Genomic DNA, 15,128 nt, shown 5'->3' on the forward strand with positions numbered 1-15,128 from the left:
CCTGGGTTAGAAGAGCTGGCAGGATGCCCCGTATGAAAAATCCGACGATGGACGATACCGACGATGGGCGCCCGAATGGCGGACGCAGCGCTTTGTTCACGCCGCCCGGCGATGCGTCCGGCGCGGAGCGGGTTTCGCGCCGGCGCAAGGCGCTGCTGTCCTCCTCGATGGTCGGCTCGACCAATCGCGGCCGTGTGCTGCAGGCCCTGTTCGATCTTGGGCCGACGAGCAGGGCTGAACTAGCCCGCCTGGCCGGGGTCAACCGCACCACCATTTCCGGAATCGTGCAGCCGCTGATCGACGATCAGGTGCTGGTCGAGAGCGACCCGGTTCCTCCCAGTCCGGGCGGCGGCAAGCCGGCCCGGCCGCTGTGGTTCTCGCCCAATGCCCGTCCGATCTGCGGTGTGCTGCTGATGCCGGATGCCGTGCATGCATGCGTGGCGACGCTCGACGGCAAGATCGAATCGGAACGCAAGATGGCCCTGCCGGACGGCAGGGGGCCGGTCCGGCCAATCATCGAGGCGATCGCCGAATGCGTCGGCGACACTCTCTCCAGGGCGCGGCGCATGCCTCTCGGGATCGGTGTTGGCGTCGGCGGCATGGTTGACACCGATCGCGGGTCGATCGTCGCTGTCAATCTCGCGCCGGCGCTCGACCGCTACCCGCTCGCCGACGATCTCGGGCGACGCTTCGGCCTGCCGGTCAAACTCGACCATCATCCGCGCGCCTTGCTGGTCGGCGACCGCTGGTTCGGCGCCGGGCGCGGCGTCAGGCAATTCGCGGTCGTCTACACGGGCGAGGTGCTGGGCGGCGCACTCTATTTCGACGGGCACCTCTATCGTGGCACGGCAGGCGCAGGCGGCGAACTCGGACACACTTTCGTGCAGCTCGACGGCGAGCCCTGCCGCTGTGGCAGGCGCGGCTGCTGGGACACCATTGCCACCTTGAGCTGGCTCCGGCGCGAGGCCGCCCGCGCGGCTCTGCCCGAGCCAGACCTGATCGACTCGGCCCGCCTCGTCGACATGGCGGCGCGGCGGCTGCCGGGAGCGGCTGAGCTGCTCGACCGCTATGCCCGCAACGTCGCCGTAGGCATCGCCAATCTCCAGCAGACGGTGGCGCCCAACATCTTCATCATGCATGGCGATGTCGTGCTCGGCGGCGATTGCCTGCTCGGCGCAATCGCGGAGCATGTGCGCAGCATGGTTCCGACACGACCGGGCGGCGCCATCGAATTCATTGCCGGCGATGCAGGCGACCGGGCCGCCCTCGTTGGCGCAGCCGGTCTGGTGATTTCCGAGCTGCTGCAGCTTCCGATCTAGTACCGCCGTTTCCACGGCCCGCGTTGGAGCTTTCCACGCTGACGCACACGCCTGCTTCCATACCGCTGGCCGATGACAGCCTCGAAGAGGTCGTTCGAGGGCAGGAACATGTCGAATCGTCAATCATTACCAACTGGAGGCAGGGAGGTTCCCGACAGCGCAAGACGGCTACGCGGCCTGTTGGCTGCGGCCGGCGCCACGACCGCCATGGCTTTCGGATTTGGCAGCCTGGCGCTCACATCCGTCTTCATCAGACCGCTTGAGGCGGAGTTTGGCTGGTCGCGAGCCGATATAAGCCTTGCCTACACGCTATCGAGCGTCGGCATGGCCCTGGGCGGGCTGTTCTGGGGCCGGCTTGCGGACCGTTTGAATATCAGAACACTGCTATTCATCGGCTCGGCCGGCATGGTGATCGCGCTCGCCGCGCTTTCCTTCGCCACTTCGCTCTGGCAGATCTATGCGGCCAACTTCGCTTTGGGCGGGCTAGGTTTTGCCTGTCTGTACGCGCCGGTACTTGCAGTGACCGGACTCTGGTTCGACCGCCGGCGCGGCCTGGCGATAGGGATCGTCACAGCAGGCGGAGCCCTTGGTCAGGGCATACTGCCCTACGCCGCAAATGCATTGATCGACGGTGTCGGCTGGCGCCTCGCATACGCGATCATGGCTGTGGCGACGACGGCTGCGCTGGCGATCTTCATGCCGGCGGTTCAGGCGCCGCCCGTCGATCGGATCCTTGCCGCACCGGTGCGTTTTTCAGCGACGCCAGGCTTCCAAGGTGGCCATCTTTCCCCGGTGACGCTGCTATCTGCCGCAGCCTTCCTTTGCTGCGCCTGCATGGGCGTCCCGCTGATGCACCTCACGAGTTTCGTCACGGCCGTGTGCGGGTCTTCGGATGTCGGATCGCTTAGCGTGTTGATCGCCATGCTGTTCGGCGCCATCGGGCGGATCGCATTCGGGCTCCTCGCCGACCGGGCAGGCAACCTTTCTGCCTACGCCCTGGCGTCGTTTATTCAGACGGCATGCGTTGCGATTTTTCCCGCGCTTGACCAGCAATTGAGCCTGCTGTCGCTGTCGGCGGTTTTCGGCTTCGGCTTTGCCGGGAACATGACGTGCCTGATCCTTTGCGTGCGCCAGTTTGCGCCAGCCGAACGCTTTGGCCAGTCACTCGGCATCGTCATGCTGATCGCCTGGGTGGGCATGGGCGTGGCCGGCTATTTCGGCGGTTTCGTCTATGACAGCTTCGGCAGCTATGGGCCTGCTTTCCTGGTGGCATCTGTCGCAGGCGCGGCCAATCTCGTGGTTCTGGGCCTGTTGGCGGCATCATCCGGCGCAAGAGCGCAGGTCCCATTATGCGGCCGCCTTGCGGATCCTGCGATGAGGCGCTGATTCAAACGTTGAAATTCGGCTTAATTCCACGTTGGTTCGAACGCTGCAAACCACGGCCTTCCTGCCAAACTCAGAGATCGAAGAGGGCGGAGCACCGTCATCACCAGGCAAGGACAGCTGAGATGAGCAGTATCTACGACAGCATTCTCGACACGATCGGCGACACGCCGGTCGTCCGCCTTTCCCGCATCAACAATGGTGCCGCTTCGCTCTATGCCAAGATCGAGGCATTCAATCCTGGTGGCTCGATCAAGGACCGTCTTGCCGCCGCGATCATCGAAGAAGCGGAGAGTTCGGGTGCACTTCGGCCTGGCCAGACGGTGATCGAGGCGACGAGCGGCAACACGGGCATCGGACTTGCCATGGTTTGCGCGCGGAAAGGCTATCCTCTCGTCATCGTAATGCCGGAGAACGCCAGCCTCGAACGCCGCAAGCTGATGCGTTTCTTCGGTGCCAAGGTCGTGTTGACCCCTGCCGTCGAGCGCGGCAGCGGCATGCTCGCCAAGGCGGTCGAGCTGGCCGGAGCGCACGGCTGGTTCCTCTGCCGGCAATTCGAGACGCCCGTCAACGCCGATGTCCATGCCCGCACGACAGCGCTCGAAATCCTCGCGGCGTTCCAGGACCGTCCACTCGACTACTGGGTCACCGGCACCGGGACCGGCGGAACGCTGGCCGGTGTGGCGCGAGTACTCAAGCGCGAGCGCCCGCAAACGCGGATCATCGTCTGCGAGCCCGACAATTCGGCGCTGCTGTCGAGTGGCATTCCCCAAACTTTCGACGAACACGGACTGCCCACTCGGGCGCACACTCGCTTCCGGCCACACCCGATGCAAGGCTGGAGCCCTGATTTCATTCCGCAGATCGTCGGCAACGCGATGGCTGACGATCTTGTGGACGAAATCTTGCCCGTTTCAGGCGCCAGCGCTTTGGAAGCTGCGCGCCGGCTTGCGACGGAAGAAGGAATACTGGCGGGCATCTCCGGCGGAGCAACTTTGAGCGGGGCACTGGAAATCGCTCGACGCGTCGGCCCGGATCGGAACGTGCTGTGTATGTTGCCTGACACGGGCGAGCGGTATCTCAGCACGATTCTGTTCGATCACATCAGCGAGGAAATGTCGCCCGCCGAAGAGGCGATCTCTCGCTCCACACCCGGCTACCGCTTCGACCGGCCGCCGTCCTTCGCCCTTTCATCGGCGCCCGTGAACGAAATCCAAATCGATCAGTCGGCGCATGCGTTTGTCGATGAGGCGATCTATGATGCGGAGCATCCGGTGGTCATATTCGCCCTGACATGGTGCGAATTCTGCTGGACGGTAAGAAAGCTTTTCGACCGTGCCGGAATCGCCTACAGGTCCATCGAAATCGATGCTCCGGAATTCCAGAAGAACGGCCGGGACGGGGAAATCCGCAAGGCTCTGAGGGCCCGGATCGGTTCGCCTACAATTCCGCAGGTCTTTGTCGGCGGCGAGCATATCGGTGGCTGCATGGATACGCTTGCGGCCTGGCGGGACGGCACGCTCGCCGCCCGGCTGGAGTTTGTCGGCGCAAACTACACGCCCGGCGCATGCGCAAATCCCGAGAGCCTGCTGCCTCGATGGGTGCGCGCGGCAGCGTGAGATCCCGCCTCCGGGTCTTTTCAGAGTGCCGTCGCCACCATCAAGCGAGCGGAACGGGCGTGATCCCGTTCCGGCTCGGCATTCATGTGGACTTGTCCGTGTCGGCCTTGTCGGCCTTCCCACCAAGAGAAGAGCAAATCAGCGCAGGCGGAAACCTCGCGCTCCGGAAACGAACGCTTTCGGCAGCGGCACGGACTTGATACAATCCATCGCTAATTTAGCAGGCGCACTAGGATCAACAAAGTGTCGCTCGAAATTCGCGTTCTCGGAGATCTGACCGTCCTTCGCCTTGGCGAGGTCGTTTCCTTGCCGCCTTCGAAAAAGACGCGGGCGCTGCTGGCCTATCTTGCGGTCGTAGAGCGCCCGCAGCGGCGCGAGCGCCTTTGCGAAATGTTCTGGGAGGTACCGGACGATCCTCGCGGCGCCCTGCGCTGGAGTCTCTCGAAGATCCGACAGGTCGTCGACCTCGGGGACGGCGAGATCCTGCAAGCCGACCGCAACGCAGTTCGCCTGAACACCAGCGAAATCGTGCTGGACATCGCGCCGCTCCGCGGCCTTGGCACTCGCGACATAGAGGCTCTCGAACGGGAAAAGCTGGAAGCCCTCGCCGGAGCGTTTCGCGGACGTTTCCTGGATGACCTCTCACTGCCGCGCTGTCCGGAATTCGAAGCCTGGCGCATTGCGACCGCCGACGAACTGCACGTGACGCATCTGCGCATCCTTCGGGTGCTCGTCGACCGGCTGGCGGATGAGCCGGCGCGGGCGCTTCCGTACGCCCATGTCCTGCACGGGCTGGAGCCCGGAGACGAGGCTCTTCGAGCAGACATCCGTCGGCTGAGCGAGGCAGCACGGCAATCCGCCATGGTCCAGAGCCGCGCCTCGAGAACGGACACGGAGGTCGCTCCCGCCGGTGAGAGCGTCACTCCGACCCAGGTTTGGCCGGGGGCGGAGATACAGCTCCCCCCTGCGCCGGAGCGGGTCCTTGCGCAGGAGATCCGGCGGTGCACGACGCCCGACGGCGCGCGCCTCGCCTATTCCTTGAGTGGTCAAGGCCCCCCTTTGGTAAGGGCCGCCCACTGGATGTCCCATCTCGAGCTCGAATGGGACAGTCCGGTATGGAAGCATTGGATCGAGGGCCTGTCCGCGCACTACCAGCTGATACGCTACGACCAGCGCGGGAACGGCCTATCGGATCGGCATCCCGCCGACCTATCCTTCGAGGCCATGGTCGCCGACCTGGAGAGCATCATCGATGCGGCCGGTCTGCGCCGCGTTTCCCTGCTTGGCATTTCCCAGGGATGCGCCGTTTCGATAGCCTATGCCGTCCGGCATCCTGAGCGCGTGGCCGGGATGGTGCTGTATGGCGGATTTACCAAAGGCTGGCGCAAACGGGGCAATCAGCGCGAAATAGCCCGCCGCGAAGCGATGGGAGCGCTGATACAGGAAGGCTGGGGCCAAGACGACCCGGTGTTCCGGCAGATGTTCACCTCTCTCTTCATTCCGCAAGCAACGCCGGAACAGAGGAATTGGTACAACGAGCTGCAACGCAATACCGTCTCGCCCGAGATTGCCCATCGCATCTTCGAGGAAGGCGCCGTCATCGACGTGGACGAGCTGTTACCGCGGGTCCGCGTTCCGACCCTGGTGATGCATGCCACGAGGGACGCAGTCATTCCGTTCGATCATGGCCAGGCGATGGCTGGGAAAATCCCCGGCGCGCGTTTCGTCGCGCTCGACAGCGTCAACCACGTGCTGCTTGGCCATGAACCGGCATTCGCGACCTTCGTGGAAGAAACGCGTCGTTTCCTCGCCGACCCCGAACAGACGCAGCAACTGGCAGGCCCTCCGGCGTCCTTGGGAATCAACCGCTCTCGGCAGTACATAACAGTGCTGGCCGCGGAAGTGATCAGTCCCGTGCATCTCCTCGAAACGGCGGATCCGGAAGTAGCAATTCGCGAATTCCAGCCCGTCGAGGATCGGGTGATAGAAGTCGTGGAAAGCCACGGCGGCGTCGTCACGTCGGCTGCTGACGGGACAATCACCGCAGCATTCGGCCTCGCTCGCGCCACCGAGGATCACGCTTATCTTGCGTGCCGCGCCGCGCTTGCGGCCAAGCTGGCAGTGGAGGAGCTTTCCCAGGGCGGGATCCAGTTGAGGGCCGCAATAGACACCGGCGAGGTGATCGTACGGCAGCAATGGACGACCGAAGCCAGTAAGGTTGAACTGGCCGGAGCCGCGCCGCGTGCAGCCAACCGGCTGATGCGTGCCTTGCACCGTGCGACGATCGCCGCGACAGGCCGAGCGCGCGCAGCCGCGGGGGGCTATGTGCAGATGCACCGCTTGGCGCATTCGGAGCATCCGCACCTTGGCCGCGACGAACGCATTTACGAGCTGTTGGGCGAAAATTACGCGCTGTCGCGCTGGCACCTGAGGGCCAACCGTGGCCTCACCGGACTGGTGGCGCGCGAGCTCGAGCTCAAAATCCTTCTTTCAACCTGGCGCAGGGTCAGGGAGGGCCACGGCCAGGTCGTCGGGATCGTCGCCGACCCCGGCATGGGCAAGTCGAGGCTTGCCCATGAATTTCTCTCCCTCGACGAGGTGGCTGGTTTTACTGTGCTTGAATGCGGCGGTCTGGAGTTTGATTCGTCAGTTACTCTGGGCGCTGTAAAGAAACTGCTGCTCTCGGCTTGTGGCATTCGCGGCGAAGACGGCCTGGCGGAGGCCCAGCGCCTGTTTGCCTTCAAACAGGCGGAGCTGAACCTGGATCCACGTCACACCGCGCCGCTCTCCTTCCTCGCGGACCTGCCGATCAACGATTCTTCCTGGCAGCATCTCGATGCGCGAGAGCGGACCTCACGGGTATCCGAGGCGATGAGCGCCTTTCTCGTTGCCTTGAGCCGGGCCGCGCCCGTAGCCGTGCTTATCGAGGATCTGCGCTGGATGGATGCCGAGAGCGAGGCCGTAATGAACAGGCTGGTCGAAGTCATGGGCGCCAACCGTATCATGCTGCTCGCCACCTACAGGCCGCAGTACCGGCACGAATGGAACCGCCGCGGCTATTTCCAGCAGATAAGGCTCGAGCGGTTCGCGCGGGACGAAATGGAGCAGTTCCTCACCGAATTGCTGGGATTCGATCCCAGTTTGGGGGAACTGCGGAAATCACTTGCCGAGCGGGCCGAGGGCACCCCGCTATTCCTGGAAGAAATGGTGCGCGGACTGGTGGCGGACGGCGTCCTTGCCGGCCAGTCGGGCCGCTACGAGCTCACGAGACCGGTGGAATCCATCACCATCCCGTCGACGGTTCAATCGCTCATCGCCGCACGCATCCAGCAGCTGGGTGACTCGGAAAGGCAGGCACTCCAACTCGCTTCGGTTATCGGCAAGAATGTTCCGTATCCGCTGCTGCGGGCGCTCTCGCCGCTCTCGGAGGCGGAGCTGGAGGTATGCCTGGCCAAACTGCAGACTTTGGAATTCCTGTTCGAGGTCCAGAGCTATCCTCACGTGGAATATACGTTCAAGCACGCGCTGACGCTGAAGGTGACCTACGAATCCCTCCTGGCAGAGGACCGAAAAAGGCTGCATCGGGCTGCATTGGTTGCGATGGAAAGACTCTATGCCGGATCGCTGAACCACCACATCGAGCAACTGGCCGAACACGCGCTTCGTGCCGAGGCATGGGAACCTGCCGCGGATTATCTGCTGCAAGCGGCGGGTCGGGCCGAGGAACGCTCGGCCTATTCCGCCGCGGTCCAGTTCCTCGAAAGCGCCCGCAAAGCGGTCGCCGCGTTGCCCCGAAATCCGAAAACCCTCGCCCAGGCGATCAACCTGCGGGTGCGGATGCGGCCCGCCTACGGCGCCCTCGGTGCCTATCGGAAGGTGCTGCCGCAGCTGTTGGAAGCGCGCGAACTGGCCATGGAACTGGGCGATCCGCAACTCATTTCCGACGTGTTGCTCCACTTGAGCTATCTCAACAGCTCCCACGGCCGCTACGAGGAGGCGCTGGAACCGGCCGATACACTCAAGCGCGGCGCGACGGCAAACGGCGTGCAGCGCTGCATAAGCGAGTCGGATCTGGCCGCCTCACAGGCGCTTCTGATCCGCAGCGAGGCGCGGCAGGTGCTGGAGCGGCTTGTTCCGCATGAGGAGAGATTCACCAAAGCTTGGCGTCTTGAGCGTTTCGGACAGCTCGGTGCTCGTGCGGTTTGGTACCTGGGGCACCGCGCGCAGGCGGAAGCGCGCCTTGGCCGGTTCGACGATGCGGAGCGCTCGCTTGGCGAGTTGCAGAAGGTCGCCGCCGAAGTGGCGCGCCCGATCGACAGCTGCGCGGCCGCCTATTTCACCGGTGTGGTGGGCGTCCTGCGCGGGCCCGAGCCGACGCTTGTCGAGGCGCTGCAATTGTGGTCCTCCGAAGCCGCGACCAGCGGATCTATCCTACTCCGGCCATGGCTGTTGACGGTGCTCGGGTATGCGGAATTCCTGCTAGGCCGCAACCACGACGCGGGCGCCACCTTGGAGATGGCGGTGACCGAGTCTGAGCGGCTCGATCTTGCCCAGTTCGAATGTCACGCGCGCGCTGTACTCGCATGCGTGCGTGCGCGCCTCTGTGAGCCGGAAGCCGCGGCCAATCTCGGCCATGCGCTCGAGCTTGCACGGGGACGCCGCGATCCGTGGAGCGAGATCGTCGCACTGCGCGGCCTTGCCGAGCTGAAAACTTCCAGATCGGCCATTAGTTGGCTCGAACAGGCCTGCAGCCTTGCCAGGCGGGTTGAACTACGGCCGGAGCTTGCCCGCTCCTTGCTAGCTCTCGGGCTTGCGAAGCGGCGCGGCAAGATCGCTGGCGCGGATGCCACTCTCGCGGAAGCGGCCAAGCTCTACACAGAAATGCAGATGCGGGAGGATTTCTTCGAAACGGAGGATCCGGCCGGAAATATCGTGCGCGATCGCATAGCCGCCACGGTGTGACTCCTCCGCATCCACGCAGTTGCCTCGAAGGTTTACGCTGCCTGTAGGGCAGGCAAGTTGCGGTCACGCAGCTCGCGCATGGGTCAGCAGCGCCGGGAACAATCGCCCAATCGCGGCCGGAATGCGGAAACCAGCTCACGGATGATGAGCCGAGTCGGAGCCGGTGCAACTTCGCCGCACAACACCAAGACCCGAAAGCCAAATCGGGCATATTCCCGAGCCGGCATGGACGTGTGGAAGTCGAGCCTGCTCCGCAGAAACTGTACGAGTGCAGTCTGAAGTTTGGCTCATCGCGTCGAAGGTGCCGGCTCCGCTCCAGTGGTCGATGAAACGAGCTGTCCGGAGAGATGGCTACCGCCGATCAAGCCGTCGTGTATCGCGCGTGTATCGCGCTGCGACCGCCGGCATTCGCCGAGCACCTCGTGGCCCTCAGAGTCCAGCTTACGCTGCCGGCGAAAGGCAACGCGTTCATAAAGGGAGAGGCCGGCCAGCCGGTCTTGACGCATCGCCGCTGTATGCAGGGCCAATCCACCGCCATAGGATGGCCAACAAGATGCACTCCGTCATGGTGGTCGATCATCTCCAGGACCCCGGCGGCTTCGTCGGCCAGATGGAAAGCGCCGGCGATAGTCCAGGTGCCGCCGCCCGGCGCCCCGATCAGATCGGGTGGGATGAACCGGTATCCGTCATCGAGCCGCTCCGCCAGGTTGCGCCATTGCCGTCCGCTGCCGCCGGGAGCAGTACAGGACGATGACAAGCGCGTGGCACACCTTAGCGAGACGCAGAACGTCGATACGTCATCGGATGACCTCCCCCTTCGCGCTCAAACACGCCTGAACGCGTGCTGGTATCACGCCCAGCAAACCAAGTGATCGAGTTGATTTCGAAGCGGGTGATGCCGACGTCGCGCAGGAGGTAGTCCGGCAGCTCATGAAGCTGTCGACGGTCCCGCTGGATGCGAATGAAACGCCAGACTGCGGCCAGCATTGTTCCGCCGGCCCAGCGCAAACCTCGCGTTGTGGTGAGCGAGAGGGATGGGTTCACCATTGCACTCATTTTGATTTTCTCCATGGTTGCGGGCGCTGACTACGGCGCCAGTGGAGCCCTTGTCGTGGTCGGGCGTGAGCGTCAGCGTTGAAGTCAACGTCGATTTTTGCCGCGCCAACGTTGTATTCGACGGTCAGGCCGCGGCTCGGCGGGAGGCGTCGAGAAACATTGCCATGTGAGCCGCCAAAGCCTCGGCATCGCGGCCGACGCCGTCGAGGAAGCTGGAGCTTCGATGGCGCATGAAATTGAGGCCGAGCACGTAAAGTCCCGGATACGAGCAGATGCCGCCATCGTTCAGGATTTCGCCCCGGGTGTCGAACACATCCAACTTCAGCCATGGGTATTCGCGGCGATAGCCGGTGGCCCATATGATGGTCTCGATACCCTCGTCGATGAGGTCGATTTCGGTCGGTTCGGCGCTCAGGATCAGGCTCGGAATGGAACCGGGATCGATCGAGTCACGACCCTCGGCGACGGCCGCGCGGTCTATGTTGGCCAGTACGCGCCTCAGTGTGCGTTCCGCCGCCGCGGTCGTGTCGGCGAGATCGCCATTGAACCGAATGCGTGTATCGCAGGCGGCAATGGCTCGACCGACAAGACGAACGCCTTGCTCCTGAAGGCCGGCGAGATCGAGCGACCTGCGCTCGGGTGTCCCTATGAGCTGCAGCGAGGGCTGCCGCCGTGCCGCGGCGAGATCCGAGACTTCGGCGACGGGCTTGACAAGCGCTCCCAGCCGGTCGAGCCACCACAGGATGTCATGCCCGCGATATAGCCTAGGCAGGCGTGTATGGCTGCCGACCGACAGGGTTACCGGGCGCCCGGAGCGATGGATCTCCTCCGCAAGTTGTATTCCCGTCGCCGAGGCTCCGGCCACGAGAACGCCGCCCTGAACCAGCTGCCGAGGATTGCGATAGTCTCGCGGCACGATCTGCCTGATACGGGAGGAGATGTGCTTTGCGATTGATGGAATTCGGGGCCGGTCGCTGTTTCCGGTCGCGACCACGACCGCACGCACGCTCCATTGGCCACGATCGGTCAGCAGCCGGAAGCCTCCCTCGATCTTTTCGACCGAAAGCACCTCCAGACTGTCCTCTACCGGCGCGGTGATCGAGCACGCGTAGTCCTCCAGGAACCCGACGGTCTCGGCCATTGTCATGAAGCCATCGGGATCGGCCCCGCGATAGCCGCCGCCGGGCAGGCGCGTCATCCAGTTGGGCGTCAGCAGGCGGAGGGAATCCCACCGTTCGCTGCGCCAGCGCTCCGCGATCCGGCCGCGCTCCAGAATGACGTGGTAGATTCCGCGCTCGGACAGGCACCGGCTCATGGCGAGACCCGCCTGTCCGGCGCCGATAATGGCTACGTCTGTACGCTGCATGGATTCGCGCCTTGTAAGCAGGGGCAACAGATCGCCGGCGCCATCCTTTCCAGGACGAGGCCGGCGATATTGCTCTTGCGGACCGAAGTCAGCCTTTGACGGCAACCGAGACCGGCACGCCGTTGGTCAGCATGTCGAACACGGCGGAACGGGTGCGCGACTGCATCACGATTTCCTCGAGCTTCTCAGCGGGAGCATCGCCCTTGATCTTGAAGGAGATACGGATTCCTTGGTAGCCGTTGCGGACCTCATTCGAGATGCCGAGGATGCCGCGAAGGTCGATGTCGCCTTCGACGGTCGATTCCACCTCATGCAGCGTCACCCCGCGCACGGCCGCGATGTTCGCGATGCCGGCCGTGAGGCATGAAGCAAGCGCGTGGAGGAGGTATTCGATCGGCGTCGGGCCGTTGTCTTCGCCGCACAGGACCGCCGGATGATCGCTGTCGGCCTGGTATGCCGTCTTGTGAGACTGCTCGGTGCCGGCGCCGAAGAAGTTGGCCATCGTGCTGCTGCTGTGCGTGCCGGCAATCCAGCGGCTTTTGGCACGGAACTGGAACTTGGCAAGCTCGGGCTGCCCCGCGACGGCGTTGATGGTGGCCAGAAGGGTGGGCGTGTCGACGCCGTTCCTTGGCTCCCGCGGCGCCTTCTTAACGGCAGACTTTTCCATGACCATTGTATCGTCGTGCATGTCATTCACTCCTGGGTTCGGATGTTGCGCGACCGGGATCGTCCCGGACGGCTAACCCTCGGGCGGCAGCGTTTGACGTGCAGTGGGAACGACAGTGGGAAAACGAGAGGTTTTTTGCGTCAGCCAACGGTGAGCCGCGCTGGTCTGCAGTCAGCAAAACGACGGGCCTTCAAACGCTTGCTTCGCCGCCACGCTGCGATCCTCCCGTAAGCGCCGAGAAGGCGTCACAACCGAAACCACAGGAGATCAGACCATGTCTCGTTCGTTTGGAATGGATACCCGCCCGTCCTCGACCGACTGGGCAGTGATAGTTCGCGGGCCAAGCAAAGCCGAGGTGCTTGCCCATATCGCGAAGACTCACACATACGCGAGCACCCTGAATCGGCACGGCCGCGAAAAAACCACATGAGGCTTGTTGCGGCGGGAGTGCCGATCGGCCCCCTCGACAACACTTGTCGGAATAATGTTTTCGGTCGACGTCCAGCCAGGCAAAGAAGACCGCGCCCGAACACGTCCGGCGAATGTCGGGATTTTCGCTCGACGCCTGCTTCGAGGAGCCAGCCCGCACTCGGGAATGACCGCATTACGATCAACTTGCGTCGTGCCCGGTCTTGCCCAAAATTCCCGGAGATGCTCGGCGCCCAACCTGAGATTGCCGCTCTGTCCGGTTTCAACTCGGTCACCCGAGTTGGAGGTGGTGGCTCCAACGCCGAGGTCGTCGACCGACACGCCTCCCACAGAAGTCGATGTGGTCGCGCTGGATGACCTCGCAGTCAGGTTGGCAACGGCCTACCAAGCTGCTTCGCCAGCTATTCGCTAGTCGGGCCAGTTCTCATCCCGTTATCCGCCTGTTCGCTTCTCGGGTTCGCGGTGGGTTTCCGACGTACGCCCGCCGATGCGAGCTCAGTCGACGAGGTGAATACTGTTATCAGAGGAGCTGATGTGGGCTGCTGACTCAACGTAACATATGGGGGGCTTTGCTTAGCACGCCGACCAGTCCGGTAAAGGGGGGTCTGCCTCTGCGATTACTTAGTTCAGGCAAGTATGTATCAGCCCGCACTTGCGGGCCGATATCAGCGTATCAGCGGCCGTGGAACTCGAAATCCCAGCCGACGGCCGAAGAGAGCGGCGGAAAGCTGATGTGCGAGGGAGATCGGTTCCCCCTTGAGGCCTATTTTTACGCCAACAGCGTGAACCCATCCTTCTCTCAGATTTATGGGTTCACGACCTAGGGTATTCCGACACCCAACTATCCAGCGAGCCCCGGATAGCTTAGGAACCAGGGCTGCATGCCTTCGAACTGAGCCGCCATCGCCAGAACGGTTTCGTCGGCGTGCCGCCGCCCGATGATCTGCAGGCCGACCGGCAGGCCCCGCGCCGTAAGGCCGGCCGGAACCGAAATCGCCGGGTGGCCGGTATAGTTGATCGGATAAGTCATGCACCAGCCGATCAGCGGATCGACCGCCTCGCCATTGATCGATGTCGGCCCGATCGTGTTGCCGTCCGTGGCATTCTTGACGGGCGGAACGGCCAGCGTCGGCGAGACTATCAGGTCATGGGTTTCGAATACATCCTCGAGGCCCTCATGGACGCCGGTGCGCAAAAGATCGTCGAGCGCATGGTCGATGGCGGACACCTTGTAGGCGCCCTCCAGCATGGCGAGGAACTGCGGGGTGAGCACCTTGGCGTGCTTGCCCATCAGGTCGATGTCCTCCTGTTTCAAGTACACGGCGATGGCAGCATAGTGGATCGAGATCGTGCGCACCCAAAGCGCCGCCAGTTCCTTGTGATCGGCCCTGAAATCGAGCTCGACCTCATCAACCTCAATGCCATGTCCTCGCATGACATCGACGGCACGGGCAACGACGGTGGCGACCTCAGCGTCGACCGGGAAATTGCCTAGTCGCGGGCTGTAGGCGACGCGCAGTTTCGGCGTCCACCCGGCAACGGCGCCGACATAGTCGACGCCGTCATCCGCCAGGCAGAACGGGTCGCGGTTGTGTGGCCCGGCCATGATCTTGGTCATCAGCGCGGCGTCCGCAACGGTGCGGGTCAGCGGTCCGATATGGACCAGAGGATGTCCCCACAGGAAGGCGTCGGGGCGAGTCACCGAAGGAATGCGGCCGAAAGAGGGCTTGAAGCCGACGGTGCCGCTGAACGAGGCGGGGATGCGGACCGAACCACCGCCGTCCGTGCCTTGCGCCAGGGCCGCCATGCCGTCGGCGACCGCTGCCGCACTGCCGCCGGACGAGCCGCCGGAATTGTAGCCGATCGCGAAGGGCGTGCTGGTCGGCCCGAAGCGCAGATTGTCGGTGATGCCCTTATGGCCGAACTCCGGCGTGTTGGTCTTGCCGAGCACGATGGCGCCTGCGTCGAGCAGGCGCTCGACCGCCACGGCACTTGTTTTGGGCACCCGGTCGTGCACCGCCCACGATCCCATCGAGGTCGGCACGCCGGCCATATCGTCGAGGTCCTTGATGCCGACGGGGACGCCATGCAGTGGTCCAAGCGGACCGCCTGCCATCACGGCCTTTTCGGCGGCCCGCGCAGCTTCCATCGCCTGGTCGCCAAGAACCAGCGTATAGGCGTTGACCACCGGGTTGCGCGCCTCGATGCGGCGCAGATAGGCCTCGGTCACTTCGACCGGCGACAGGTCGCGGCGCCGGATGCGCTGGGCCAGTTCCGTGGCCGGCAGGAAACAGATCTGGTCGTCTGCAGAAGTCATAAGCCGTTCC

9 protein-coding genes are annotated in these 15,128 nt (G+C 63.7%); 5 read left to right on the top strand and 4 right to left on the bottom strand.

Annotation, left to right across the window (positions count from 1 at the left end):
- Positions 1–32: 32 nt before the first annotated feature.
- The 5 genes from NKH16_RS24470 (at position 33) to NKH16_RS24490 (ending at position 10,037) form a co-directional block, all read left to right on the top strand.
- On the top strand, positions 33–1,319 hold the full coding sequence (locus tag NKH16_RS24470) for an ROK family protein (RefSeq protein ID WP_245278794.1): 1,287 nt from the start codon (positions 33–35) through the stop codon (positions 1,317–1,319).
- 207 nt (positions 1,320–1,526) lie between these two features.
- Positions 1,527–2,705 (top strand): MFS transporter, encoded by a 1,179-nt coding sequence (locus tag NKH16_RS24475; RefSeq protein ID WP_352902236.1) that lies wholly within the window; start codon positions 1,527–1,529, stop codon positions 2,703–2,705.
- Between the two features lie 122 nt (positions 2,706–2,827).
- Positions 2,828–4,321: a cysteine synthase A gene (gene cysK / locus NKH16_RS24480; RefSeq protein WP_352902239.1), complete on the top strand. Its 1,494-nt coding sequence runs from the start codon at positions 2,828–2,830 to the stop codon at positions 4,319–4,321.
- 243 nt (positions 4,322–4,564) lie between these two features.
- Positions 4,565–9,283 carry an alpha/beta fold hydrolase gene (locus NKH16_RS24485; RefSeq protein ID WP_352902242.1) on the top strand — a complete coding sequence of 1,573 codons (4,719 nt, stop codon included), beginning with the start codon at positions 4,565–4,567 and terminating at the stop codon, positions 9,281–9,283.
- 553 nt (positions 9,284–9,836) lie between these two features.
- Complete coding sequence (locus NKH16_RS24490) at positions 9,837–10,037, top strand: hypothetical protein (protein ID WP_352902245.1); 201 nt, start codon at positions 9,837–9,839, stop codon at positions 10,035–10,037.
- A 17-nt stretch (positions 10,038–10,054) separates the two neighbouring features.
- Here the strand turns inward: NKH16_RS24490 and NKH16_RS24495 are convergent, their stop codons facing one another.
- The 4 genes from NKH16_RS24495 to NKH16_RS24510 form a co-directional block, all read right to left on the bottom strand.
- Positions 10,055–10,354, bottom strand: a complete 300-nt coding sequence (locus tag NKH16_RS24495; RefSeq protein ID WP_084643204.1) for a YjiS-like domain-containing protein — start codon at positions 10,352–10,354, stop codon at positions 10,055–10,057.
- Between the two features lie 109 nt (positions 10,355–10,463).
- Positions 10,464–11,705 (bottom strand): NAD(P)-binding domain-containing protein, encoded by a 1,242-nt coding sequence (locus tag NKH16_RS24500; protein WP_352902248.1) that lies wholly within the window; start codon positions 11,703–11,705, stop codon positions 10,464–10,466.
- A gap of 88 nt (positions 11,706–11,793) precedes the next feature.
- The gene (locus NKH16_RS24505) at positions 11,794–12,372 is read right to left on the bottom strand and encodes an OsmC family protein (RefSeq protein WP_352902251.1); all 579 of its coding nucleotides are present in this window, start codon (positions 12,370–12,372) and stop codon (positions 11,794–11,796) included.
- A gap of 1,270 nt (positions 12,373–13,642) precedes the next feature.
- Positions 13,643–15,118: an amidase gene (locus tag NKH16_RS24510; RefSeq protein WP_352902253.1), complete on the bottom strand. Its 1,476-nt coding sequence runs from the start codon at positions 15,116–15,118 to the stop codon at positions 13,643–13,645.
- Between the last annotated feature and the right edge of the window lie 10 nt (positions 15,119–15,128).

The organism is Mesorhizobium sp. M1307, from assembly GCF_040318155.1.
In the GTDB taxonomy this organism is placed as follows: domain Bacteria; phylum Pseudomonadota; class Alphaproteobacteria; order Rhizobiales; family Rhizobiaceae; genus Mesorhizobium.

Coding starts and splice junctions, on each gene's coding strand:
- NKH16_RS24470 (WP_245278794.1), top strand. CDS start 33: ATGAAAAATCCGACGATGGACGATACCGACGATGGGCGCCCGAATGGC.
- NKH16_RS24475 (WP_352902236.1), top strand. CDS start 1,527: ATGGCTTTCGGATTTGGCAGCCTGGCGCTCACATCCGTCTTCATCAGA.
- cysK (WP_352902239.1), top strand. CDS start 2,828: ATGAGCAGTATCTACGACAGCATTCTCGACACGATCGGCGACACGCCG.
- NKH16_RS24490 (WP_352902245.1), top strand. CDS start 9,837: ATGCACTCCGTCATGGTGGTCGATCATCTCCAGGACCCCGGCGGCTTC.
- NKH16_RS24495 (WP_084643204.1), bottom strand. CDS start 10,354: ATGGAGAAAATCAAAATGAGTGCAATGGTGAACCCATCCCTCTCGCTC.
- NKH16_RS24500 (WP_352902248.1), bottom strand. CDS start 11,705: ATGCAGCGTACAGACGTAGCCATTATCGGCGCCGGACAGGCGGGTCTC.
- NKH16_RS24505 (WP_352902251.1), bottom strand. CDS start 12,372: ATGGAAAAGTCTGCCGTTAAGAAGGCGCCGCGGGAGCCAAGGAACGGC.
- NKH16_RS24510 (WP_352902253.1), bottom strand. CDS start 15,118: ATGACTTCTGCAGACGACCAGATCTGTTTCCTGCCGGCCACGGAACTG.